At 73.8% G+C, this 23,637-nt stretch carries 22 protein-coding genes; 1 reads left to right on the top strand and 21 read right to left on the bottom strand.

Annotation, left to right across the window (positions count from 1 at the left end; all coding sequences use genetic code 11):
* From FJ251_03985 to FJ251_03885, 21 genes are all read right to left on the bottom strand, one after another.
* Positions 1 to 885, bottom strand: an 885-nt coding sequence (locus FJ251_03985; GenBank protein MBM4116891.1) for a hypothetical protein, incomplete at its 3' end; no start/stop codon positions are given.
* A gap of 1 nt (position 886) precedes the next feature.
* Positions 887 to 1,399, bottom strand: coding sequence for a hypothetical protein (locus tag FJ251_03980; protein MBM4116890.1), 513 nt, complete (start codon positions 1,397 to 1,399; stop codon positions 887 to 889).
* A complete protein-coding gene (locus FJ251_03975; GenBank protein MBM4116889.1) occupies positions 1,396 to 1,854 on the bottom strand; it encodes a hypothetical protein in 459 nt (152 codons plus the stop codon). Before FJ251_03975 ends, FJ251_03980 begins: the two co-directional genes overlap by 4 nt.
* The gene (locus FJ251_03970) at positions 1,855 to 2,505 is read right to left on the bottom strand and encodes a MotA/TolQ/ExbB proton channel family protein (protein ID MBM4116888.1); all 651 of its coding nucleotides are present in this window, start codon (positions 2,503 to 2,505) and stop codon (positions 1,855 to 1,857) included.
* A gap of 3 nt (positions 2,506 to 2,508) precedes the next feature.
* Positions 2,509 to 2,823 (bottom strand): hypothetical protein, encoded by a 315-nt coding sequence (locus FJ251_03965; protein MBM4116887.1) that lies wholly within the window; start codon positions 2,821 to 2,823, stop codon positions 2,509 to 2,511.
* On the bottom strand, positions 2,813 to 3,736 hold the full coding sequence (locus tag FJ251_03960) for a hypothetical protein (GenBank protein ID MBM4116886.1): 924 nt from the start codon (positions 3,734 to 3,736) through the stop codon (positions 2,813 to 2,815). The genes FJ251_03965 and FJ251_03960 overlap by 11 nt, the downstream gene beginning before the upstream one ends.
* An 80-nt stretch (positions 3,737 to 3,816) precedes the next feature.
* Positions 3,817 to 8,391, bottom strand: coding sequence for a hypothetical protein (locus FJ251_03955; GenBank protein MBM4116885.1), 4,575 nt, complete (start codon positions 8,389 to 8,391; stop codon positions 3,817 to 3,819).
* A gap of 1 nt (position 8,392) precedes the next feature.
* Positions 8,393 to 9,154: a hypothetical protein gene (locus tag FJ251_03950; protein ID MBM4116884.1), complete on the bottom strand. Its 762-nt coding sequence runs from the start codon at positions 9,152 to 9,154 to the stop codon at positions 8,393 to 8,395.
* Position 9,155: 1 nt separating this feature from the next.
* Positions 9,156 to 9,740: a hypothetical protein gene (locus FJ251_03945; GenBank protein ID MBM4116883.1), complete on the bottom strand. Its 585-nt coding sequence runs from the start codon at positions 9,738 to 9,740 to the stop codon at positions 9,156 to 9,158.
* A gap of 8 nt (positions 9,741 to 9,748) precedes the next feature.
* A complete protein-coding gene (locus FJ251_03940; GenBank protein ID MBM4116882.1) occupies positions 9,749 to 10,645 on the bottom strand; it encodes a hypothetical protein in 897 nt (298 codons plus the stop codon).
* Positions 10,646 to 10,701: 56 nt separating this feature from the next.
* Positions 10,702 to 11,424 (bottom strand): hypothetical protein, encoded by a 723-nt coding sequence (locus FJ251_03935; protein MBM4116881.1) that lies wholly within the window; start codon positions 11,422 to 11,424, stop codon positions 10,702 to 10,704.
* A complete protein-coding gene (locus tag FJ251_03930) occupies positions 11,421 to 12,023 on the bottom strand; it encodes a hypothetical protein (protein ID MBM4116880.1) in 603 nt (200 codons plus the stop codon). Before FJ251_03930 ends, FJ251_03935 begins: the two co-directional genes overlap by 4 nt.
* Positions 12,023 to 13,405, bottom strand: a complete 1,383-nt coding sequence (locus FJ251_03925) for a hypothetical protein (protein MBM4116879.1) — start codon at positions 13,403 to 13,405, stop codon at positions 12,023 to 12,025. Before FJ251_03925 ends, FJ251_03930 begins: the two co-directional genes overlap by 1 nt.
* A 29-nt stretch (positions 13,406 to 13,434) precedes the next feature.
* The gene (locus FJ251_03920; GenBank protein ID MBM4116878.1) at positions 13,435 to 14,640 is read right to left on the bottom strand and encodes a DUF3570 domain-containing protein; all 1,206 of its coding nucleotides are present in this window, start codon (positions 14,638 to 14,640) and stop codon (positions 13,435 to 13,437) included.
* On the bottom strand, positions 14,571 to 14,801 hold the full coding sequence (locus tag FJ251_03915; GenBank protein ID MBM4116877.1) for a DUF4266 domain-containing protein: 231 nt from the start codon (positions 14,799 to 14,801) through the stop codon (positions 14,571 to 14,573). The genes FJ251_03920 and FJ251_03915 overlap by 70 nt, the downstream gene beginning before the upstream one ends.
* Entirely contained in the window at positions 14,801 to 15,352 is a 552-nt protein-coding gene (locus FJ251_03910; protein MBM4116876.1) for a TlpA family protein disulfide reductase, read from the bottom strand. Before FJ251_03910 ends, FJ251_03915 begins: the two co-directional genes overlap by 1 nt.
* Before the next feature lie 8 nt (positions 15,353 to 15,360).
* Positions 15,361 to 17,337, bottom strand: coding sequence for a hypothetical protein (locus tag FJ251_03905; GenBank protein ID MBM4116875.1), 1,977 nt, complete (start codon positions 17,335 to 17,337; stop codon positions 15,361 to 15,363).
* Positions 17,338 to 17,381: 44 nt separating this feature from the next.
* Positions 17,382 to 17,969, bottom strand: coding sequence for a hypothetical protein (locus FJ251_03900; protein ID MBM4116874.1), 588 nt, complete (start codon positions 17,967 to 17,969; stop codon positions 17,382 to 17,384).
* On the bottom strand, positions 17,969 to 18,445 hold the full coding sequence (locus FJ251_03895; GenBank protein MBM4116873.1) for a hypothetical protein: 477 nt from the start codon (positions 18,443 to 18,445) through the stop codon (positions 17,969 to 17,971). Before FJ251_03895 ends, FJ251_03900 begins: the two co-directional genes overlap by 1 nt.
* 247 nt (positions 18,446 to 18,692) lie before the next feature.
* Positions 18,693 to 19,823: an FAD:protein FMN transferase gene (locus tag FJ251_03890; protein ID MBM4116872.1), complete on the bottom strand. Its 1,131-nt coding sequence runs from the start codon at positions 19,821 to 19,823 to the stop codon at positions 18,693 to 18,695.
* A 148-nt stretch (positions 19,824 to 19,971) separates the two neighbouring features.
* On the bottom strand, positions 19,972 to 21,066 hold the full coding sequence (locus FJ251_03885; protein MBM4116871.1) for a CHRD domain-containing protein: 1,095 nt from the start codon (positions 21,064 to 21,066) through the stop codon (positions 19,972 to 19,974).
* A 298-nt stretch (positions 21,067 to 21,364) separates the two neighbouring features.
* Here FJ251_03885 and FJ251_03880 point away from each other — a divergent pair, with 298 nt between their 5' ends.
* Positions 21,365 to 23,554 carry an ATP-dependent protease gene (locus tag FJ251_03880; GenBank protein MBM4116870.1) on the top strand — a complete coding sequence of 730 codons (2,190 nt, stop codon included), beginning with the start codon at positions 21,365 to 21,367 and terminating at the stop codon, positions 23,552 to 23,554.
* Positions 23,555 to 23,637: the final 83 nt, after the last annotated feature.

Below are 23,637 nucleotides of genomic sequence, written 5' to 3'. Positions count from 1 at the left end.
CTTGCCGCCCAGGGTGGCGTCGCGCTTGAGCGCGTCGTCGTAGCAGTAGCGGATGCCCGGCGCGTAGCGCTGCAGCACGGCGAGCAGGGAGGCGTTGCTGCGGACCTCGCCGCCGCCGGCGGCGGTGCCCGTGTCGCGCGGAGCCGTCGCGCCGCCGCCGGCTGCGCCACTCGCGGTTCCCGCCGCGCCGGCGCTCCACTCGCCGATGTCCACGCTGAGCCCCGCCGCGAGCAGCACCGCGCCGCCGCTCGCGGGCGCTGCCGCCGCCACGCCGCTGCCCGCGTCGCCGAGGGCCTCCTGCCCGCGCCCGCGGCGCAGGCGTCCGCGCGCGGCCGCGGCCGGCGCGGCGTTGCCGGATTCGGCGGCCGGCAGAGCCGCGGCCAGCTTGTCGAGCGTGGCATCCAGCGTCCGGCTCGTCGCAGCGAGGCTCTGCGTCGCCGCCTCGGCCGCGCGGCGCCCGGCGACGCCCTGATTGGGCGCCACCCGCGGCGCCTGGGCCGCGCGCTCGCTGCGCCGCGGCGCCGGCGCCGACGCGAGGGGCGCGGGCGCGGCAGCGGGCTTCGGCGCTTCGGTCACCCGCGGCGCCGCGCGCGGCGCCGCGGGCGCGGGCAGCGCGACCGGCGCCTGCGGCGCGGGCGTCGGCGCCGGTGGCTTCTCCTCGAGGATGAGCCGCGCGAGGCGCTCGGGAATCGCCTCGAGGGTCGGCGTCTCGCGTTGCGGCGCGGGCGCGCTGATCAGGGCGACGAGCATGAGCAGGCCGAGGGCGCCGGCCGCCCCGAAGCTGCGCCGCGTGCGCGCGTCCAGCTCGCCGATCCAGACGACGTGCCAGGGCAGGCGATAGGCGCGCGCCGCCGGGCTCAGGCGCGGGCTGAGGGCGATGGCCATCTCAGGAGTCCCTTGTGCTGATCACGGCCAGGGCGATCTGCCCGTAGCCGCTCTGGTTGCAGGTGAACATCACGCGCTGGAGGATCGCGAACTCGATGTCGCGGTCGCCCTGGATCGCCACCTTCGGCGCCGGCGACTCGCCCTGCCGGCGCGCCGCGATCGCTTCGCTGCGCGCGTGTTCGGCCCTGAGCCGCGCGCCGAGCCCCGCGATCCACAGCGACTCGCCCGCCAGGCTCGCGCCGACGCTCGCGACCTGCTCGTCGCCGACGAGGATGGCGTCGTCGTAGACCGCCACCACGAGCGCTGCGGGCGCCGGCGCCTCGCTGCGCGACTCGGGCAGCTCGACGCCCGGCACGGGCGTCACCGTCTCGCCGTCGACGACGAAGCTCTTGAGCAGGAAGAGCAGCAGCGAGGTGAAGATGTCCATCATCGAGGTGAGGCGGAGCACCGCCTTCGTCTGCTCGCGCCGGTGCCGACCGAGTCCGGCGCGGCCGCGCTGCGTGGCGAGTCTCATCGCGCCTCCTCGCCCGCGGCGGCGAGGGCGATCTGCGGCCAGCCGTTCTCGCGCGCGATGTCCATCGCCGCGACGATGCGCGCGTAGCGCGCCGTGGGCGGCGAGACGATGGTGATGTCCTTCGCCTCGGGGTGGGACGCCGCGAGCTCGGCGAGCAGCGCGGCCAGGCGCGCGGCGCCCTCGGGCGTCTCCTCGCCCGCGACGGGCGCGAGCCCCGCGCCCGCGAGGCGCCAGCCGCGCTCCTCCAGGTGCAGCGCGAGCGCGAGCTCAGGCGCGGCCGCCGCCGGCGCGGCGGCCTCCTCGCTCGGCAGCTGCATGTCGATCACGGTCACCTGCAGGAAGACGGCCGAGATCAAGAGCATCGGGATCAGCGCCACGAAGAGGTTCATCAGGGGCAGCATCTCCAGCTCGTCCGCGACGAGCTGGCGGAAGCTGCTGTGCGCGGGCCGCGGCATCTACAGCTCCTCCGCGCCGCCGGTGAGCAGGCTGATCAGGCGCACGCTGAGCGCGTCCACGCTGTCGACGATGCCTTCGACCTTGCTGACGAGAAAGCCGTGCACGAGCAGGGCGGGCACGGCGACGATGAGGCCGAAGGCCGTCGTGTTCAGGGCCTGGCTGATGCCGGCGGCGAGGAAGGCCGAGCGCTGCGAGGCGTCGGCCGTGTCGACGGCGTTGAAGGCCGTGGTCAGCCCGAAGATCGTGCCGAGCAGGCCGAGCAGCGTGGCCGTGTTGGCGAGCATGTTCAGGTAGGAGAGGCGACGGCCGAGCGGCGGCAGCACCACCGTGGCGGCGCCGTCGGCGGCGGCCTGCAGGGCCTCCTCGCCGGCGGGGTTCCCCGTGCCTTCGCGCTGGAGGATCGCCTTGGCGACGCGCGTGACCGGCGCTTCCACCTTCTGGCAGAGCGCGACGGCCCCGCGCTTGTCGCCGCCGCGCACCAGGCGCAGCAGGTCCTTGCCCAGCTTGGCCGAGTTGAGCTGCGCCGCGCGCTGGATCACCCAGAAGCGCTCCAGCGTGAGCGCGAGCACGAGCAGGCCGGTGGCCAGGATCGCGTACATGAAGGGGCCGCCATTCCTGAAGAAGGCGGCGAAATCGGCGACGGGGTTCATGCCTCACTCCTCACTTGCGGGGTCGACGGTGGCGGGGATTGCGTTCGCGGGGTCGCTGGGGACGAGCGCCGCGCGCAGGACGCGCGGCCAGGGACGCTCGGGCGCGGCGAGACCGGCGGCGGCGGCGAGCCGCCAGCCGAGCGCGAGCTCCACGCGCGCCGGTTCGCGGGCGTTGATGAAGAGCACCTCGGGCCCCTTCGCCAGGCCCTCGATCGTGATCGCCTCGAGACTGCGCTCAGCCTCGGCTGGTGCCGCCGCGGCCGTGGCCGGCAGCGCGAGCGTGAGCGCGAGCAGCAAAGCGCGCGGCCTAGTGGGCATCGGCGTCTCCATCGGCGGCGGTCCGCGCAGCGGCGGCCGCGGGGTTCGGGCTCAGGGCGAGCGCGCCGGCGGCGGGCGCAGCGGCGAGGCTCTGCCCCAGCGCGTCGGGATCCTCACCGCGGGGCGCGAGGCGGCGATAGGCGGTGAAGTGCGCGCGCGCCGTCGCCGCATCGAAGCGGTAGTTCAGCGCCAGCAGGGCCAGGTTGTAGTGGGCGCCCGCGCAGTCGGCGTCCAGGCCCAGCGCGCGCTCGAACTCCGCGGCGGCGGCATCGGGCCGGCCCGCATAGAGCAGGCCGATGCCGAGGTTGTTCGCGGCGGCCGCCGAGCGGGGCGCCGCCGTCACTGCTGCGCGCAGGCGCGCCTCGCTGGCGAAGGGGTCCTCGCCGCGGAGCAGGAGAAAGCCGAGCGCAGCGGCCGTTGCCGGCGTCGGCGGTTCGAGCGTGCCGACGAGCCGCGCGGACTCCTCCCACTCGCCGAGCGCATCGAGGTGCAGGGCGAGCGCCGCCGTCAGGGGCACGCGGGGCTCGACCCCAGCCGCCAGCGCGGCGCGCAGCAGTGCCGCCCCGGCGCCGTACTCGCCGACCTCGTAGTGCAGCTTGGCGCGCAGGCTGAGCGCGGGCGCGTAGCGCGGATCGGCCGCGAGCGCCGTCTCGAGCGCCGCCGCGGCCGCGGGCAGCGAGTCGGCAGCGGCATAGAGCGCCGCGAGGCGGTAGGGCCAGTAGGCTTCGCCGGGCGCGCGATCCGCCCAGGCGCGCAGCGAGTCGGCCTCGGCGGCCAGCTGCGCGCTCGCCTCGAGCGTGGGCGCGGGCGTCTGCAGCGCGCCGCCGGCGGCGCAGCCCGCGAGCAGGAGGAGCGGCGCCAGCGCGGCGCCGGGCAGGCGGCGACGCGCAATCTGGCCTGAGCGATCGGTCATCGGACTCCTCGTGCTTTCCGGCCCCGCCGGTCGGCGGCGCGGGGTCGGTTTCAATTCGCTGCTCGCAAGTCGCATACCCATCACGGGCGCGCCGACGGCTCCGCTGCGGCCACCAGCGGAAACTCCAGCGCTGGCAGGTGCAGGCAGCGCCGAGCAATCCTCGGCCACAACGCGTTTTTGGTAATGGCGACCCAGTTGTCCGGGTCGCCATCTGCGGGATCGGCCTGTCTCACCAGTTCGCGCCAGCTTCGCTCGCCGCGCGCGTGGAGCTCCCAGGCGCGGCCCTCGAGGACCTCGAGGAAGGCGAGACGATCGTCGCGGCCGAGCGCCGCGGGCGCGGGCACGGCGAGCAGCTCATCGCCGAAGCGGTAGAGCGAGGCGCCGAGCAGGTAGGCCGCCGCGCGCGACCAGCGGCGGCTGCCGTGGGCGAGGACGCGCTGGCTCTGCTCGGCGAGCGCGGCCAGCAGGGCCTGCTTGCGCGCGAGGCTCGTCTCGAGGGGGTCGGTGAGCGCCTGCGCGGCGAAGGCGCGCTCGGCGGCCAGGCAGGCGAGGTAGTCGACCTGCGCGAGCAGTTCGGGATCGCCGAGCGCGGGCTGCGCGGCGACGCCCTCGAGATAGGCGGCGAGCGGGCCACCCTGGGCGCGCGCGTCGGCGAGCGGCGCGTCGCCCTTCGCGGCGAGGACGGCCAGGGCGCGCGCGTGCAGGATCTCGGTCAGCGCGGCAGGGTGCGCGGGAAAGCGCGCGAGGAAGCGCTCGCGGTAGCGCTCGGCGTCGGCCTGGTCGCCGGCGGCCGCGGCGAGCGCGATCGCCTCGCGGAGCGCGTCGGGCGCCTGCGCGAGATCGTCAGGATCGCGCGCGCTCTCCGCGAAGGCCGCGAGCGCGGCCGCGGCACGGCGGGGCGCGCGCTCGCGCAGGAGCGCCGCCGTCTGGAGCTGCGCGTCGCCGCGCAGCGCGCTCGCGGGATGCTGCGCGGCCAGCGCCGCGAAGGCCGCCGCCGCCGCCTCGCGCTCGCCGCAGGCGGCGAAGCCGAGACCGGCGCGATACCAGGCCTCGTCGGCGCGCGGGTCCCGCGGCCAGGCCGCGGCGAGATCGGCGAAGCGCCGCGCGCCGGCGCAGGCGCTGCTGTCGGCGGCGACTCCCGCGGCCGCCGCGATGAAGTGACACTCCGGGATGCGCCGGCCGAGCGCGGCGCTCAGGCTGTCGGCGCCGGCGGCACGGGCGAGCGCGAGGGCTGCCTCGTAGCGCGCAGCCGCTCGCGCGGCGTCTCCCGTGCGACTCAGGGCGTCGCCGCTGCGCGCGGCCGCCAGGGGCGCCGCCGCATGCGCGGGCCAGCGCCCGGCGAAGCGCGCGAAGCCCGCGGCGGCCTCCGCGTGCAGCGCCGTCGCTTCGCGCAGCGCCGAGAGGCGCCAGAGCAGCGCCGGCGCGCGCGGGTCTTCCGGATGGCGATCGAGGTAGCGATCCCCCGCAGCGAGGAAGCGCGCCCGCGCGCCTGAGGCGGGCGCCGCGGCGACCGCCGCCGCCGCCGCGCTATGCAGCGCGTCGAGCAGCGCGAGGGCCTGCCAGTCGGCGAGCGCGGCGAGTGCCGGGTCCACGGCCGCGTCGGCGAAGTGGACGAGCGCCGCCTCGCTGTCGCCCAGGCGCGCGGCGGTCTCGCCGGCCGCGAGCCGTCGCTGCGCGCTCTCGGGGTCGCGGGGCCAGTGCGCGAGGAGCGTCTCCAGGCTCGCGCGGGCGATGCGCCAGTCGCCCGCCTCGCCGCCGGCGCGGGCGCGCTCCAGCGCGGGGCCGCCGCGCTCGAGCAGGCAGCGCCTGGCGAAGTCGCGGCCAGCGCGGGCCAGGCTGTCCTCGCCCGCGGCGCGCGCCTGCTGCCAGGCAGCGCCGGGCAGGAAGCGCAGGGCGAGGGCGTCCAGCTCTTGATCGACGCGCGCCGCAGCGCCGGCCGCGCGGCGATCGGCGAGCAGGCGCTCGGCCTGCGCGAGGGCGCCGGGCGCCAGCGGCTGCCGCGCGAGCCAGAGCGAGTCGGCGGCGGCGGCCTCGGCGTGGAAGCCGTAGTCGCGCTCGAGGCTCGCCACGCGCTCGAGCGTCGCGAAGGCGTAGGGGCGATCCTGCGCGCCGGCGAAGAAGTCGCTCCAGGCCCGCGCGCCGCCCGCGCGCACGAGGCATTCGGCGAGATGCCCGCCGGCCTCCGCGGCCAGCGAGGACGCGCCCGCGCCCCGCGCGGCCTCGGCGGTTTCGAGGTCGATGAGCTGCCGGTAGAGCGCCGCGGCCTCGAGGAAGCGGTCCTCGCCGTAGCGCAACCAGCCGAGCGTGTAGAGCGCGACGCGCGCGAGCTCGGGATCGCCGCTCGCCGCGACGGCCGCGTAGTGCGGCGCCGCCTCCGCGCGCGCACCGCGCTGCAGCGCGCGCTCGGCCAGCCGGAGCTCCGCGCGCGGACGCTCGGGCGCCTCCGGGAACTCGCTGAGGAGCAGCGCGAGCTGTCGCTGCCCCTCGGGATCGCCCTGTTCGTCGAGCAGCATGCCCAGGTTGAAGCGCACGGCGGCGCGCCCGCTGAAGTCGGCGTCCTCGGCGAGGATCGCGCGGTAGAGCGCGCAGGCCGGCTCGATGGCGAGGAAGGGCGCGAGCGCGCGCTGGGCGCTCTCGTCCACCGCGCCGCGTTCGCCGAGGAAGCGGGCGAGCTGCGCGGCGAAGGCCCGCTGCGCGTCGACGAGACGCAGCTCCGCGAGCTGGAAGCGCAGCTCGCCGCGCGCCGCCGATTGCGGATGCGCGGCGAGGAAGCGCTCGCAGCGTGCGGCCGCCTCGGCCTGCAGCCCGCGGCCGGCCGGGTCGTCGGCCGGCGCCGCCTCGGCGCGCAGCAGCGCGGCCTCGGCGAGCTGGTAGTCGAGCAGCTCCTGCTCGCGGTCCAGCGCTGCCAATCGCGCGGCGATCAGGGCGACGGCGGCCGCGCGCTTCGTCGCGGCGAGCTGTGCCGTCGCCACGGCCTTGCGCTGCTCGGCCGCGGCGAGCGCGCCGGCGAGGGCCACGGTCTCGGGATCGACCGCGCCGCGCAGGCCGGCCAGTCGCGCGGCGAGCGCGGAGGCCGCCGCCGCCTGCGCCGAGAGCGCGGCCTTGGCCTGCGCGGGCCAGCTCGCCAGGCGCGTCTGCGCAGCGCGCTCCGCGCGGGCCAGCGTGCCGGGCAGCCCGTCGCCGTAGTCGCGGCCGTAGCGAAGGAGCTCGGCGGCGAGGGCGCCGTCCGCGGCGAGCACGCTGTCGGCGTCGAGCGCGGGACGCGGACGCCGCGCGCGCGGCCCCTCGAGACGCAAGTGCGCGAGCGCGCGCTGCGCTTCGGCCTGAAGCTGCGCGCGTGCCGTCAGACGGGCCGCTCGCGCGAGCAGGGCCTCTCGATGGTCGGCAAGGACGCGCGCGAGTCCGGCGGCCTCGCTGCGGGCGGCCGCGCCAAGGCTGTCGATCGGTCCCGTCGCGGCGGCCAGCTCGGCGCGCAGCGCGGCGAGGCGCGCCGCTTCGCCGTCGAGGTAGCGGTCGCGGGCCGCGCGATCGGCGCGGCGCGCGTCGAGCGCAGCGCCGCGCTGGGCTGCCTGACGCCGCGCGGCGCCCAGGCCAGCGGCGGCGCGACGCAGGCTGTCCCAGGCGGCGGGCGCGAGGCGCAGGCTCGGGGCCGGCCCGGCAGCGAGCGCCAGGGCTGCGCCGCCGGCGATCGTGTCGAGCGCTCGGCGACGATCGGCCGCGGCCGCGTCGATCGCCGCCAGCAGCGCGGCGACGGGCTCGGCCGCGAGTGCGAGCCCACCCGGACCGGCGAGGGCGAGCAGGGAGTCGGCTGCAGCAGCCGGATCCAGCGCGGCGAGGCGCGCGCGCTCCTCGGCGCGCGTGGCCTCGACGGCGAGGAGCAGGGGCCAGGCCTCCTCGCCGCGGCGTTCGTCGAGCAGGCGACGGGCGGCGAGGAGACGTCCACGATCGCCCGCCGCGGGCGGCGCCGGCTCGGCGCGATGCGCGGCCTCCGCGATCAGCGCCGCTTCCCAGTCGCTGGCGGGCACGCGGGCGGCCAGCGCGCGCCAGTGGGTCTGGGCATCCTCGCCGGCCGCTTCGGCGAGACGCGCGGCGAGCTGCAGCGCGAGCGCGGGAGGCAGGCTCTCGTCGGCGGCAGCGTGCAGGGCGCGCGCGCGCGGCAGCGCGGCGGGAGCGTTGACGGCATCAAGGCGGGTGGCCCGCGCGAGCGCGGCCTCGATGGCGAGGGCCGCGAGCAGCGGCGGGTCGCCGGGCCGCCAGTCCTCGCCGCGCTCGACGAGCAGGGCCAGCGTGCGCAGCGCGGGACTTGCCGCGTTCGCCGGCCCTTCGGCCAGCACGGCGAGCGCCGCGCCGTCGCCGGTCGCGAGCGCGGCGAGCGCCTCGAGCAGGTTCGCGCGCGCGGCGTCCTCACCCGCGAGCAGCGCGCGCCGGCTCTCGGCAAGCGGCAGCAGCGCCGCCTCGGGTGCGACGCGACCCCAGCGCCCGAGCGCGCGGCCGAGGCCGAGCGCAGCGGCGCTCGCGGGATCGAGCGGCTGCGGCGTGGGTCGCAGGCTATCGACCGGCGCGCCGGCGGACGCCGCGGCGGCAGGCCGCGCGCCCGAGAAGGCGAGCGCGAGCAGGGCGCCGCCGAGCAGCACTGCGCTGCGGATCGTGGCCACCTCAATCCTGCCAGATCGTTGCGGTGACCGCGCTGAGGTCGGCCTCCGAGTCCAGCGCGCCGAGATCGAGTTGCAGCAGGGTCAGCCGATCGCGCGGCGTCTGGGCCGCCACGCTGAGACGGCCCCCGCCGCCGAAGGCGAACTCGAGCCGGTGCAGACGCGGCTCGACGTACTCGTGCAGCACCTCGACGAGACCGCCGCGGCGCAGGGCCGCGCGCTCGGCCTCGCCGAGGGTGACCTGCCAGCTGTCGCCATCGCGGTCGTGGATCGTCAGGCTCGTCGGCTCGAGCGCGGGCGGCAGGCCCTTGAGCAGGACGAGCAGGGCCGTCTCCTGCTCGCCGGCGAGCAGGCTGTCGAGGGTGGCGAGGCGGCGGCTCTGCCCGTCGAGCAGGGCGTCGAAGCGATCGAGGCGCGCCGCCAGCTCGCCGAGCGCGCCGAGGCTCGCCGCACTGCTGTCGGCGAGCAGCGCGCTCTCGATGCGCAGGCTGTCGCGGGCGGCGTCGATCTCGCCGAGCAGGCGCGCGAGCAGCAGCGAGCGCTCGTCGAGCGCCGCGGCCTCGCCGCTTGCGGGCAGCGCGCGCTGGCGCAGCAGGTCCAGGCGCGCGCGCAGGAAGTCGCGATTCGCATTCAGCCAGCGCAGCGTCGGTGTCTCGCCCGCGTCGCTGGCCTTGCGCTCCACGCGTACCGGCGCGGGCGCCTCGGCGTGGGCGACGCCGGCCGCGCCCGCCAGGAGTGCGAGCAGAATGAGCGAAGGACCCCGCATGCTAGCCCCTCCAGGTGCGGACGCGCTTGCCGCTGGCCGCGTCGATGAGGATGGTGAGCGAGGGCGCCTGCGGCGCGCTGTAGATGAGCGCCCAGGTGCCGAGGTCCGGCCGCTCGGGAAAGAGCGCGCCGCGCAGCAGGACGAGGCTCTCGAGGCGTCCGCTCTGCTTCAGGCAGAACTCGCGGCCGCCGGCGGCCTCGGCCGCGGCGCGCGCGGCGTCGGAGTCCAGCCAGTCCGGGGCGAGCGGCGGCGCCGCGAAGGCGAAGGCGAGATCGCGCGCCTCCTCGATGCGGCCGCCGGCGAGCGAGTAGACGCGGCTCGCGGCCCGCGCCTCCGAGTGGAAGAGGTAGCCCCAGCGCGCGGCCGCACCCCGGGCATCGGGCGCGGCGTCGTTCTCGAGGTAGACGAGCCGCGCGTCGGACGCCCAGGCGCGGGCGGCGTCCTCGGCGAGGGCGAGCTGCGCGCGCGCACTCTGCGCCGGCGCTTCGCCGGCTACCGCGGGGGCGGCGCCCCCGAGCGCGGCGCCGAGGACGAGGAGGAGCAAGCGGCGCGACCCTCGCGCGGGCCGCAGGCGTGCGATGCGCATGGTGTCTCCTAGAAGAGCAGGCTGCTGCCGAGGCTGAACTCGACGTTGTTGTTGTCGCGGCGCGCGGTGCCGGCACCGGAGGCGAAGCGGTAGTTGCGGAACTCCCAGCGCATGGCCAGGCGCTTGCTGAAGTAGAGCAGACTGCCGGCGCCGAGGTTCAGGCTGGACTCGGTCTGGCCGCGCAGGATGCTGCTGCCCACGCCGCCCGTCAGGAAGGGCTCCATTTGCCGGCCGGGGAGCAGCTTGAGATTGAGATTGAAGGAGTAGTAGAGCAGGTGGAACTGCTCCTCCTCGAGGGCGAGGTTGAAGAGGCTCTCCACGATCTCGGCCGGGCGCGCGACGCGCGTCCAGGCGAGGCCGCCCTCGATCTCCACGTGATCGAGCAGCTGGTAGCCGATGCCGCCGCCGACGACCAGCGAGTTGCTCTTGCGATCGAAGGCGTAGGCGCCGCTGTAGGCGCGCAGGCTGAAGCAGCCGGCGCGCGAGAAGAGCCGCGGGTTGGGGCGGAATTCGAGGCCGGAGAGATCGTCGAACTCGGCGCAGAGATCGGCGTGGATCCAGCCCGTGCGCTCGTCGTCCAGGCGCAGGTTGATCCAATCGCCGCGCTTGGCGACGACCTTGTAGGCCGCGCCCGCTTTGCCCGTGTCGACGATCGCGAACTCGGGGCCCGGGCCGCTGCGCAGCACCTGCTCGCCATCGCCCTTCAGGCGCACGGACTTCTCGCGCAGCACGTGCGGGCCGTTCAGCGGCGTCGACCAGAGCGGCGCCGCGCTCGAGTCGGCGGCGCTGGCGGCCGGCGCCGCCGGCTCCGCCTCGGCGCGCGCGCTCGTCGCGGGCAGGGCAGCGAGTCCGATCGCCAGCAGCCAGGAAGCCCGCCGCAGCCGGGCAGAGGGTGATGCAAGCACGCTCGTTCTCCTTCGCATTGCGGCGCCGCGCGCAAAGCGCAGCGCCTTCGCGGGGCTCAGGCCCCGGGGAACCAGTCCAGGCGCAGTCCGAGGCGCCAGTTCAGTCGCCGCTCGCGCTCCTCGACGAGCCTGTCCTCCACGCGCCGCGCGCTGTCGAGCGCGAAGGCGAGCGCGTCCAGCTCGAGGCCGAGCGCCAGGGCGCGGCCGAGGCCGCGGCGCAGGTGCAGGCCGCCACCGCCGCAGAGGGTGTCGACGGCGGGGAAGTCCACCCAGAGCGTCTCGCCGTCGCCGCCCGCGCCGGCGAGACCGAGGCGCTCCGGTTCGTAGGCTAGGCGCAGCCAGCCGAGATGTCCCTGCAGCCAGCACTCGCTGCCCAGCAGCGCCGCGACGCGGTGGCCGAGGCTGAGCTCGAGGCTCGTCAGGTCGAGCGCGAGGGCCGCGGGACCCGCAGGCAGGCCGGTCGCCTGCGCGCCGCCGTGATGGGCGAGGCGCAGTCCCAGCGCGAGCGGGCCGCGCTCGAGCGCAATGCCGCCGCCGGCCGCGACCTGAGGCCCCGTGTCCCAGCGGAACGTGGCGAAGTCGGCGTCGGGCCGCGTGAAGCCCGCCAGCGCCTCGACGCGCAGGGCCGCCCGCGCGGGGCGCACTGCGAGCAATGCGCTCAGCGCGGTGAGCAGGAGCAGCGCGATCGCGAGACCGAGCCGACGCTGCGTCCGCTCGCGCGGCGCGGCCGGGCGCCGCGCGAGCGGCGCCGAGGATTCCGCTTGCCAGCGCGCGCTCACGGCGTTCCCCTTTCGATGCGCAGCGCAAAGCCCGTCGTGAGGATCTCCAGGCTGTCCATCGCGACGGGCGTGACCAGCACGGTGTCGGCCATGCCTGCGCGGCGGATCTCCTCGCCCTCCCCGAAGAAGAGCAGCAGCCAGAGCGCCTCGCCGGCGCCGAGGTCGGCGGGCACCTGGCTGCGGAAGTCCAGCGCGAGGTCCATCATCAGGTGATCGAAGCCGGTGACGGCGCGCGAGGCGCCGGCCACCGGGGTTGTCGCCGCGAGCAGAGCTTCCACGCGGCGGCTGTGCTGCGCCGGATCGTCGTCCGTCCGCAGGGGATGCGCGGCGGCGAGCGCGGCGTCGCCGCGGCGCAGCTCGATGGCCAGCTCGCCCGTGCGGATCGCGCGGAAAGTGATGCGGGCGTCGGCGCTCACCGCGAGCGTGTCCCCGAGGGCGAGGGGCGTCGCGGCCGTGGGCGCCGAGGCGAGCAGCTCAAGGCGCGTCCAGGTCTCCTCGATGCCGGGCGCCTCGAGGCAAGCGCCTCCCGCCGCTGCGAGCGCGAGCGGCGGGAGGAGAGCCAAGGCGCTCAGGGCGCGCTGCCTGCGCAGGCGGCTCATCACTTCAGCAAGAGCAGTTTGCCCTGCTCGAGGCGCCGGCCCTGGCTGAGCCGGCTGAAGTAGACGCCCGAGGGGAGCGCCTCGCCGTGCGCGTCGCGGCCGTCCCAGACGACCGCGTGCTCACCCGCGGCGAACTGCCCCTCGGCGAGCACGCGTAGCAGGCGCCCCTGCAGGTCGTGGATGCTCAGGCGCAGCGGCGCTTCGCCGACGGGGGCGCTGAAGCGAAGGGTCGTGCTCGGGTTGAAGGGGTTCGGATGATTGCCGAGCAGCGCGAGACTGGCCGGCGCGGCGCCCGCGCCGGGTGCGCCCTGCTCGTCGGCCAGGCTGTAGAGGCGCAGGCCGCTGCCCTCGCTCCAGGCTTCGACGAGCAGCCCCGCCGCCTCGCGGCGCCGGGTCTGCTCGCCCGTGCGGTGATCGTGCACGGTGACCGCCGGCACGCAGAAGTCGCGCGGCGCATTCAGCGCTGCCTCGAGGTCGCCCTGCGGCGCGAGGCTCGGCGAGAACTTGCGCAGCACGCCCGCCCGCGGCGCGGCGGCGTAGAGGTTGCCCGCGGCGTCGAACTCGAGGCCGGTGACGACGCCGAGCCCGTGCGCGCGCTCGCGCTCCCAGCGCAGGCCGCTTGCCGTCTCGCTCAGCTCGACCAGGCGACCGCCGTGCGCATCGGCGACGAGGATGCGGTGCGCGGCGCGCGCCGCGTCCCAGGTCGCGGCGACGGCCACCGGCCCGGCGAAGCGGCCGTTGCCGCCGCCGAGCGCGCCCAGCCGCGCGCGCACCGCGAACTGTCCCTGCGTGATGGCGAGACTCGCGACGCGGTTCGCGCCCGTCTCGGCGACGAAGAGGCGGTCGTCACGCGCATCGAAGGGCGTGCCGCCGTCGGACCAGGCGAGGTCGCCGGGTGCCTTGAGATCCACGATCACATAGAGCGGCGTCAGACTGAGGGCCTCGCTGTCGTAGCGCGCGGCGAGCACGAGCACGCGGTCGTTGCCGCTGTCGGCGACGTAGACCTGCCCGGCGTCGTCGGCGGCCAGGCCGCGCGGCGCCGCCAGCGCGCCGAGCGCGCTGCCCTCGCCGGTGTAGGCGGCCAGGCCCGTCGCGGGATCGCCGTAGAGCAGGCGGTTCCAGACCGGGTCGCTGACCACTTGCAGGTAGCGCGCCTCGAGATAGGGGAAGCGCTCGTAGACATCGACGCGGCCCACGATCAGGCCGGCCGCCGTGCCGCCGAACAGCTCGCGATCGAGATCGGCGCGGCTCGCGCGGCGATCGAGCAGCGTGCGTTCGCCAGCGCCGGGGAAGGCGAGCGGCGTGAAGTCGGCCGCCCGCGCGCCGACCGCGCCGGCGCCGAGGGCGAGCGCCGCCGCGAACCCGAGATGGATGCTTCGCATGGTGAGCTCCTTTCGCAATGCTCCCCGTCCTAGAAGGTCAGGCTGAGCCCGGTCTCGAAGACGTTCGCCGCGAAGGCGTTGGTGTTGAAGTAGCGCTCGTAGCCCAGGCGCAGGCGCGCCTCGCGCAGCCAGCCGAAGCTGGCCGCGAGGGCGGCGGGGGCCCACTCGAGGCGGCCGCCGAAGAGGTGCGCGTCGAAGGCGCCGAGCCGATAGTCGCCGCTGCGATAGCCGTCGATGCCCGCGGTCGTCGCGTACTCCTCGGCCCAGAACCAGGCGCCGCTCTGGCTGTAGTAGCGATAGCGGTAGCGCACGGTGAGGTCCTCGCCCAGGTACTGGTTGAGCCGCAGGCCCAGCGTGTGCGAGTCGAGCTGCCAGTCGTCGCGGTAGTAGCGGTAATCGGCGTTCAGGCTCGCCCGCTCGCCGAGGTAGCGGTTGAGCTTGATGAAGAGGTCCTCGCGTCGCCGCATGTCGGGGTGCAGCTCGGGCAGGCGTTGACCTCCCGCGTAGACTGCGCGATAGACGTTGTGCTGGAGGCCGGTCATCTGATTCACCTCGATTCCCAGTCGCAGCACCGTCTGCGGATCGAGGATCTGCGTTGCGACGAGATTGAAGTGCAGGCTGTTCTTGTCGGTGGGAGCAGGCGACTCCTCGTCGCGCAGCGGTTCGATCCGGTCCCAGCCGTAGCTGGCGCCGAGGGCGAGATTGAGCTGCTCGCCGAGCAAGTCGCGCGCCACGCCCGCTGAGACCTGACTCGCGCGGTAGTCCACTTCTTCCGAGCGGTAGAGGCCGATCGTCGCCGGGCCGAGCGCCATCCCGACCTGCAGAGCGTTGCGGATCTTCGTGTAGTCGCTGAAGGCATCGCCGGCGCCGGCGATCGGCCGGCTGGCGGCGGTGATCGCATCGGCGGCTTCCTGGCTGCCGATCGTGCCCTGCACAGCCGGAATCAGAACGCGCTCGTGGTCGAACTCGATGTCCAGTCGGTGTCCGCCCAGGTCGAGTCCGTAGGCGAGATAGTGCGACCGCACCTGGACGCCCTCCAGGTCGGCGAAGTAGTGGAAGAGCACGCCCGCGCTCTGCTCTTCGGGTGCGAAGTCTGCGCGCGCAGGCAGCGCGCCGCCGGCGCCGGCCGCCAGCAGCCCCAGGCAGGCCGCACACTGCCGGATGCTCACTTGCATGCGCAGCCGCCTCCGGCACCGCCGACTCCACCCAGGGAGCCTTCGCGCGCTTCCAACCATTTCAGTTCCCGAGCCTCGGACCCGCTCTCGACGGCGAAGTCCATGATCGGGTCCGCAAGCAGCTCGCGCTCGTAGGGACGCGCGCCGGCGCAGCCGCCGACGGCGAAGGCGGTCGTGAGCGCGATGGCGATCAGCAGCGGGCGGGGCTGGACGCGCAGCATCAGCGGGCTCCCAGCGCTGCTGGGGCCGGCGCCGCCTGAGGCGGCAGCATCTGGCCGAGCGTTGACTCGAGCACGGCAAGGTCCTGCGGATTCGAACCGCGCAGAACGAAGCGCAGTGTGCCGTCCCCATCGAAGAGGTAGGTGCAGGGGAGCGCCGGCAGATCGAGCGTGCGCGCCAGACCGGTCGGACCATCGAGGTAGAGCGGCATGCTCAACGCGAGCTCGGCCGCGAAGTGGCGCGCCTTCTCCGGCTCGCGGTCGATGGAGACGGCACGCAGCTCGAGGCCGGCGTCCAGCCAGCGAGCGAGACGCGCGTCGAGGTCCGGCAGCTCGCGCCGACAGGGTGCGCACCAGCTCGCCCAGAAGTGCAGGAGCAGGGGGCGGCCGGCCACGGGGGGCGCGACGCGTGGGGCTTCGCCTGCCGGAGCGTCCAGCGGCAGCAGGGGGTGCCGGCTCAGGGCAATCCACGCCGGGTCTGGCTTGCTCGGTGCGCTGCCGGCCGCAGCCGGCAGCGCGCACGCGAGCAGGGTCAGGGCGATGGTCTTGCGCATCTTTGCTCCTAGCGGTACTGAGCGCCGAGCATCACCCAGAGGCGGAAGAGCTCGCGCTCGCGGTCGGTGAGTGTGTTCGCGCCGACCGGATGACGGCCGCGACCTTCCCAGCTGCCAAGGCCCTCGGTGGCATCGATCAGCGTCGAACGGCGAGGGAAACCCGGAATCACGACCTGATCCTCCAGGTGCTCCGACTCGCCGGAGAGGTTCACGTAGCCCCGGGGGAAGATCTGGCCCATCTCGAGCGTGTCCGGCTGAGCGCCGAGGTCCAGGCCGGCCGGCGCCCAGAGCGTGTCGCCAGGAGCGCTCACCGTCACCTGGTGGCAGGCGACGCACTTGGCCTCGACGATGGGTCCGATATCGTCCAGGTAGTTGATGACCTCGTAGTCTTCAGGATCCAGGTTCAGATCGGTCGCGGGGAGCATGTCGGCCATCGGGAAGGGATTGGTCGGCGGGTCCGTGACCCGCTCGCGGTCCGTATGGCAGCCGGTGCACTGGTTCACGGCCTCACCAGGCCGCGCGTAGAGCCAGGTCCGCTTGACGACAAAGCCACGACCATGCTCGTCGAGCGTCGCGAAGGAGATCGGCGTGTCGGCGGGAACCTCGATCTTGAAGGAGCCGTCCGGCTGTACGGGTGCATACCCGAGGAAGGCGCGCTTCTCGAAGGAGTTGGCCGAGAAGTCGTTCGTCTCGCCGGCTTGCGTGGGCCGGGACGCGAAGACGGCGATCTGCGGCACGGGCGTCACACCGCGCAGTGGGACTTCCTGGTCGTCCTGCAGGCTGCGGTTGAAGACGTCATGCGCGAGGAAGGTGCCGGAATCACGCGAGGAGTCCACGGCGCGCGGAATCACGATCGGCCTCTCGCGCGGCCACAGGAGTTGCGCGTCGTACTCGTTGGTCGCCGGATCGTTGTAGAGGAAGCTCAGCGCGTCGAGGCTCAGCGTGGCCGGATCCTCGGCTGTGCCCGCGCCCGTCTGGCTCAGAGTGAAGGTGTAGAGACCGTAGTCTGCCTGCTCGTCCTCGGCCGCGGGCAGCGTGTAGCTCGCGATATAGCGGTTGTTGCCCAGCGGGAAGGGGTACTTGAAGGCGCCATAGGCCCAGGGTGCGCCGTCGGTGTTGACATCAGGGGTGAGCACGTCCCAGTAGTCGCTGTCGGGCCCGGGGGCCGGATCGGCGGGGCCGTTCTCCAGCTTGATGACGACGATCGGACCGGCATCCTCGTTCACCCGCGTGCTCTCGACGGCGATCAGGCGCCCGTCGGGAGTGGGCTGGGCGTGAAAGAAGTTGCGGTCGTGAGGACCGTACATGTGGAAGGTGCCCGTACCGTCAGGGTTCGTGAAGAAGAGCGGAAAGCGATTGAAAGTCCCGAAGTGCTCCCAGCGCGTGTAGATGATGTGGCCGTCGGCCAGCATCGCCGGATCGAAGTCGTCGCTCTGATTGAAGCTGATGCGCTCGATGTTGCCGCCGTTGGCGTCGCAGGCGTAGAGGTGCTCGGCGGGCGAGTGGTTGTACTCGTCCATCTCGCCGGCGCGGCTGCTCGTGAAGACGATCGCGCCATCGGGCAGGTAGAGCGGATCGAAGTCGTGGCCGCCGCCGCTGGTGACGCGGCGCAGGCCCGTGCCGTCGGCGCCGATCTCCCAGATATTGCGGTCGGACTCGCCGGGCGCGCGCATCGAGAAGAGGATGCGCTCGCCGTCCCAGCTCACGCAGGGATCGCTGATGCTTGCGCCGTTGAAGTTGGTGATCGGCGTCACCGCGCCGTCGGGCGCGATCGGCGCGAGCTTGTAGAGGTTACCCCCGCCCCAGGTGCGGTTCAGCGTCTCCTCGGCCTCCGTCTTGACGAAGACAAGCGCGGGCGTGGCCTGGTCGCCGACGATCGCGTCCTGCGGGGCGTCCTTCCGGCAGCCGCTCGCCAGCGCCAGGGCCGCGAGCGGCAGCCCGGCCAGAAGGAGAGGCCGGATCGAGCGTGCGATGGTGGCAGGCATGGGCAGCTCCTTGCGGTTGCGGTTCTCCCGGTGAAGGCGAAGGCTCAGCGTGCGAGGCTCCGGTAGAAGACGAAGCCGGCGCTGTAATCGGCGTAGTCGTAGACGAGGGTTTCCCCCTCGGCGGGGTGCAGCACGCGGCGGCCGCGCGCGTCCAGGCGCAGGGCGAGGTCGTCGCGGATGAAGACTTCGAGACCGCCGCCCGCGCTGAGCACGTTGCGCGTGACGGAGTCGGCGAGCAGGGCGCCGCCGGGGAAGGCGATCATCATGCCATAGCCCGCCGTGAGGTAGGGCTGCAGGCGCCAGGGCAGGGGCCGGCGCAGCACGAGCCCGAAGTCGTGGAAGAGCGCGTGCACGGACGACGCGGGGTTGTGGGCCACCGTCGCCTCCCAAGCCAGCCAGGCGCGCGGGCAGTAGGCGCCGCGCAGCAGGTACTGGCGCTGTCCGCCGAGCTCGCCCGCGCCGATGCTGAAGGCGAAGCGCCGCTGGTAGGGACGCGCGCCCGGCGCGAGGCCGAGGCGACTGTCCGCAAGCGCGGGCGTCAGGTACTCGACCGCCGCCGTTTCGCCGGCCGCAGCCGCGGGCGCCGCCGTAGCGGCGAGTGCGCAGAGCGCAATGGAGAGCGCGGCGCGCATCACTGCCACTCTCCCGCGAGGATCCAGTCGTGGATCGCGCGGTAGCCGGGATCGTCGGTGCTGTCGAATCCGGCCAGGGCCGAGCCCGCGTGATCGACGCCGCCCGCTTCCCGGCTCAGGGGCTTGAGCAGCAGCGGGCTGGCGAGCGGATCCCAGCCGTGGACCTGCTGCACGGCCTGCGTGAAGTCGAAGTCGGCGTCGGGGTCGTCGGGCGGGGACAGCGCGAAGCTGCCGCGGGGGCCGCCGCCGTGGCAGGCCGCGTTGTTGCAGCCCTCGGCCACGATGACGGGCCGCACCTCGGCGGCGAAGCGCGGCGCGTCGAGTACGAAGACGGAGTCGCCGCCCGGCGGCGGCGCCGCGGGCCCGGCCGCACGGCAGGCGCCGCTCGCGAGCGCGAGCAGGCCGAGCGCGGCGAAGCGGGCGGCGCTCGCCGCCTGTGCGGCGCGTCGCTGCCGATCGTCCGTCCTGGCGACCACCCTGCCTCCTTCCGGCCCGGCTCTCGCAGTCCGCCTCGGCAGCCGGTGCCGGGCGCCGCTCGCGAGGGGGGCGGGCACCCGGGCCTTCCCGGCGCGACCTCCGCGCGAGCTTGGGCCGGCAGGGAGCAATGCCTGAGCCAAGTCGGAAGGAAACATGAGATGTCGGATTTCGGATGAGGGGAGGCCTGTATTCTGCGCCGTGCGGCGGAAAGAACATGCGCGATCGGCGGGAATGCGGAGCGGCGAGCTAGAAGCGGCGCAGGGCGTAGCGCTCGGCCAGGGCGGGATCCAGGCTGAAGGACGCGGCAAGGCCCTCCTCGACCCAAACCAGGTCGGGGCCCTCGTCCCGCCGCTCGACGAGGATGGCCTCCAGGTCATGGCGCTCGCGCGCGAGGCGGCGCGCTGCGCTGGGGCCGAGCACGCAGAGCGCGGTGGCCCAGGCGTCGGCCTGCATCGCGCTGTCCATCACGACGGTCGCCGAGGCGAGCGAGTCCACGGGCCAGCCCGTCCGCGGATCGAGGATGTGCCCGTAGCGCTTGCCGTCGGCGGCGAAGAACTGCTCGTAGTCGCCGCTGGTCGCCACGGCCGGCCTCGGCAGGCGGAGCGTGCCCAGCGTGGCTTCGCGATCGGCGGGATCGCGCAGGCCCAACCGCCAGGTGTCGCGACCGGGCGGGGCGCCGAGCAGCGCGATGTTGCCCGAGAGGTCCACGAGCGCGTCGCGCATGCCCATGGCGAGCAGCGAGTCGCGCAGGCAGTCGACGGCATAGCCCTTGGCGATGCCGCCCAGGTCGATGCGCACGCCCGCCCGTGCGGCCGCAAGCCCGCTGGCGGGATCGAGCGCGAGCAGCGCGCGGCCCACCCGCGGCCGCAGGGCGGCGATCTCCGCCGCGCTCGGCACGCGCTTGGGTCCGCCGAGGAAGCCCCACAGCCGCACGAGTGGCTCCACGGTGATGTCGAAGGCGCCCTCGCTCGCCGCGGCGACGGCGAGGGCGGCGGCGAGCACGCGGGCCGTCTCGGGCTCGAGGGCGAGCGGCGCGCCGCCCACCGTGGCGTCGAGCGCGCCGTTGATGCGCGCCACTTCGCTCGTGTGCGTCCAGTTGCTCATCAGGGAGTCCACGCGCGCTAGATTGCCGAGGATGCGGGCAGCGCAGGGAGCGAGGGCGAGCGAATCCTCGCCGACGAGGGTGAGTGTGGCCTGGGTGCCCATCGTGGGGGCTACGAAGCGGTAGGTGCGCAAAGGCGCGCCGTTCGGCCGCGGGGCGTCGGCGGGGCCGGGGGAGAGCGAAGCTGCGAGTGACAGGCAGGCGCTGCCCGCGAGAGCGATTCCCAGCGCCATGGCGCGGCGAAGGGGAGAACGGCGGCAGGCAGCGGGCGGCATGGCGGCAGCCTACCCCCTGCGGCCCCTACCCTGCAAACGGATCCAGCGCACGGGTCTGCGAAACGCAGCTCGCCGCCCGCGGGGGCGGCGAGCTCCTGCAGAAGACCCTGCGGAGGCCTACGCTCCGGGCGCTGCGTGAGCGCCGGCCCTACTTCGTGAGCATCAACTTGCGCGTCTGCTGCTCGCCCGCCCCCTGGATGCGGTAGAGGTAGACGCCGCTGGGCAGTGCCTCGCCCGCGTCGCTCCGGCCGTCCCAGGTCACCGCGCGCTGCCCGGCCGCGACCACCTCGTCGACGAGTGTGCGCAGCAGGCGGCCGCGCAGGTCGTGGATCGTGAGCGTCACCCGTCCGTCCGCCTGCAGCGCGTACTCGATCCGGGTGCTGGGGTTGAAGGGGTTCGGGAAGTTCTGCCCCAGGGTCAGCCCCGAGCTCGGCGCGGACCCGTCCACCGCGGTGGGCGCGGGACCGAGATTGCCCCGGATCTCACCGCCGGGGAACAGGGTCGAGTGCACGTTGAGGTAGATCGAACCCGCGAGGAGCGAAGCGAGATTGGCGGCACTCATCAGCCAGACACCGTCCTTGGGACTGCCCAGGGGCAGGCCGAGTACCACGGGGCCGTTGCTCCCGGGCGGGGCATTGTGGAAGTGCGCTGCGGTCTCGGTCCCGAGCAGTCCGGAGTACTCGACATGGTAGATGCCGACGGTCCCGGCGTCGTTGACCGAGAGCGAGACGGTGCCGGTCGCGGGCGAGGCGTTCGGGGGCACCTCGTTGCTGCCGCCGAGCGCCGCCGAGTAGTCGTTGTCGGAGGCGGAGAGATTGCCGCGGATCTCGCCGCCGGGGAAGCTGGTCGAGTGGATGTTCACGTAGATCTCCCCGACGGTGAGCCAGGCGACCTCGGTCGGCCCCACGGGCCAGACGCCGTTCTTGGGCGAGCCCAGTGGCAGGCCGAAGACCACGGGGCCGGCCACGCCGGGCGGGGCATGGTGGAGATGCGCCGCGGTCTCGGTGCCGACGAGCCCCGAGAACTGGATGTGGAAGGTCACCTGGGTCTGCGCATCATTGAGGGTGAGCACGGCGAATCCCGTAGCCGGCGACGCGTTGGGCGGCGTCTCGTTGCTGCCGGCGAGCGCGGTCGTGAATACGGTCGCGGCTTGGGACTGCGGTACGACGCAGGCCCCGGCCGCAAGAGCGAGTGCGAGCACTGTGAGGCATCTGTCCATCGTTGCCCTCCATCCGGTGATCATTGGAGCAAGACGCGGGGTGGTTCAGGCGATAAGCATACGCGAGGCTGTGGCAAAGAAGCAACGATTGCGGCAACAACTCTTTAGGACGAGAGGATAAACAAAGCCCTCAATCCCAGATACAGGTTGCCGTGGTGGGGGCGGCGCCGGCACGCCGTCGGCGCCCTCGGTATAATCCCTAGTCTCGGCGCCGCTTCCCGCGCTCGATCCCCCGGCGGGGTGGCCCTGGCATCGCGGCCCGGGCTGCCGCTATACTGCCGCGGCTGACCGCCGCCGCCAGGCCCGTTCCCGGAGGACTCGCATGTCCGATCTGCGCGCCGCCCGCCGCCTCTCTCCCGACCAGTTGCGCTGGACCTGCGATGAGTCCAGCTTCGAGTTCGACAGCACGAAGAGCGTGCCGGCGCTGAAGGAGATCGTCGGCCAGCCGCGCGCGATCGAGAGCCTCGAGTTCGGTCTCAAGATCGGCGATCACGGCTACAACATCTACGTCAGCGGCCTCACCGGCGTCGGCCGCATGACCTTGATCAAGATGCACCTCGAGGAGCTGGTCAAGTTCGCGCCGCGACCCGAGGACATCTGCTTCGTCAACAACTTCGAGGAGCCGGACGTCCCGCGCGCGCTGATCCTGCCGCCGGGCAAGGGGGCCGAGCTGCGCCGGCACATGAACCAGCTCGTCGACACCCTACGCGAAGAGGTGCCGCGCGCCTTCGAGAGCAAGGACTACGAGAGTCAGGTCTCGACCGTCGCCCAGGCCAGCCAGGCGCGTCAGCAGGAGCTGCTGAGCGGGCTCGAGCGCTTCGCCAGCGATCGCAGCTACACGATCGAGTTCACGAAGGTGGGCATCACCCTCCAGCCTGTGAAAGACGGCGAGGCGCTGGATGCCGAGGGCGTGGCCGCCCTTTCGCCGCCGGAGACGGAGCAGCTCGAGCAGAACCGGGTCGCCGTGCAGGAGGAGGTGCAACGCTTCCTCAAGGCGGCCAAGGAGCTGAACAAGGACACCCGGGAGAAGATCGACGACATCAAGGACCGCGTCGGGGTCTTCGTGGTGGGCTCGATCGTCGACATCTACAAGGACAAGTACGAGGAGCACCCGGCGGTCATCGCCTACCTGAACGCCTTCCAGCAGCACGTCGTCGAGCAACTCGGCGACTTCGGCGACGAGGAAGAGAAGCCGCAGCTGCCCTTTCTCGGCGGCCGGCCCGAATCCGAGAGCGACAAGTTCGCGAAGTACCGCGTGAACGTGGTCGTCGACAACAGCGCCACCGAGGGCGCGCCGGTGATCATCGAGACGAGCCCCAGCTACTACAATCTCTTCGGCCGCATCGAGCGCAAGAGCTACATGGGCGCGCTGGTCACCAACTTCCAGCTCATCAAGGCGGGCAGCATCCTCAAGGCGCGCGGGGGCTACCTGGTGGTGAACGCCCTCGATGTGCTGATCAGCCCCGGCGTCTGGGAGAGCCTGAAGAAAGTGGTCAAGTACAATCAGGTGCGGATCGAGGACCTCGGCGAGCAGTACAGCCTCGTGCCCCTGGCCGGTATGAAACCGGAGCCGATCCCGACCAAGCTGAAGATCATCATGATCGGCTCGGCCCGCATCTACCACCTGCTGCAGATGCTCGACGAGGACTTCCGCAAGATCTTCAAGGTGAAGGTGGACTTCGACACCCGCATGCCGATGGCCCAGGCGCGCCAGGAGTACCCGGCCTTCATCAGCACTCGCGTGCGCGAGGAGGGGCTGCTGCACTTCGACCGCGGGGGCGTTGCCGCGGTGATCGAGGACGCCGCCCGCCAGGTCGACGACCGCGACTATGCGTCCACCCGCGTCGCCGACGCCGCCGACCTCGTGCGCGAGGCCAGCTACTACGCCCGCGAGGACGGCGCCAAGCTGGCCGGCCGCGCGCACGTCGAGCGAGCGATCGCGATGAAGCGCCAGCGCTCGAACCTGATCGAGGAGCGCATCCAGCAGCTCTTCGCCGACGGCACCCTGCTCGTCGACGTGGCGGGCGAGCGGGTGGGGCAGGTCAACGGCCTCGCCGTGCTCGACCTCGGCGACATCAGCTTCGGCAAACCGAGCCGCATCACGGCGAAGACCTGGATGGGGCGGGCCGGCGTCGTCGACATCGAGCGCGAGGCCAAGCTGGCCGGGCAGATCTACCAGAAGGGCGTGCTGATCCTCTCGGGCTACCTGGGCGCCACCTACGCGCAGAAGCGGCCGCTCGCGCTCTCGGCCAGTCTCGCCTTCGAACAGAGCTACGAGGGCGTGGACGGCGACAGCGCCTCGAGCACGGAGCTCTACGCTCTGCTCAGCAGCCTCGGCGAAATCCCGATCCGTCAGGGCATCGCCGTCACGGGCAGCGTCAACCAGCACGGCGAGGTGCAGCCGATCGGCGGCGCGAACGAGAAGATCGAGGGCTACTTCGCCGTCTGCAAGGCGAAGGGCCTGACCGGCGAGCAGGGCGTGATGATCCCCGCCACCAACGAGCGCATCTGATGCTGATTCCCGAGGTGCGCGAGGCCGTCGCTACCGGGCGCTTCCACATCTGGAGCGTGGCGACGATCGATCAAGGGCTCGAG

Source organism: bacterium, assembly GCA_016873475.1.
Taxonomy (GTDB): Bacteria; Krumholzibacteriota; Krumholzibacteriia; order JACNKJ01; family JACNKJ01; genus VGXI01.
This window is presented reverse-complemented; position numbering and strand designations above follow the sequence as displayed.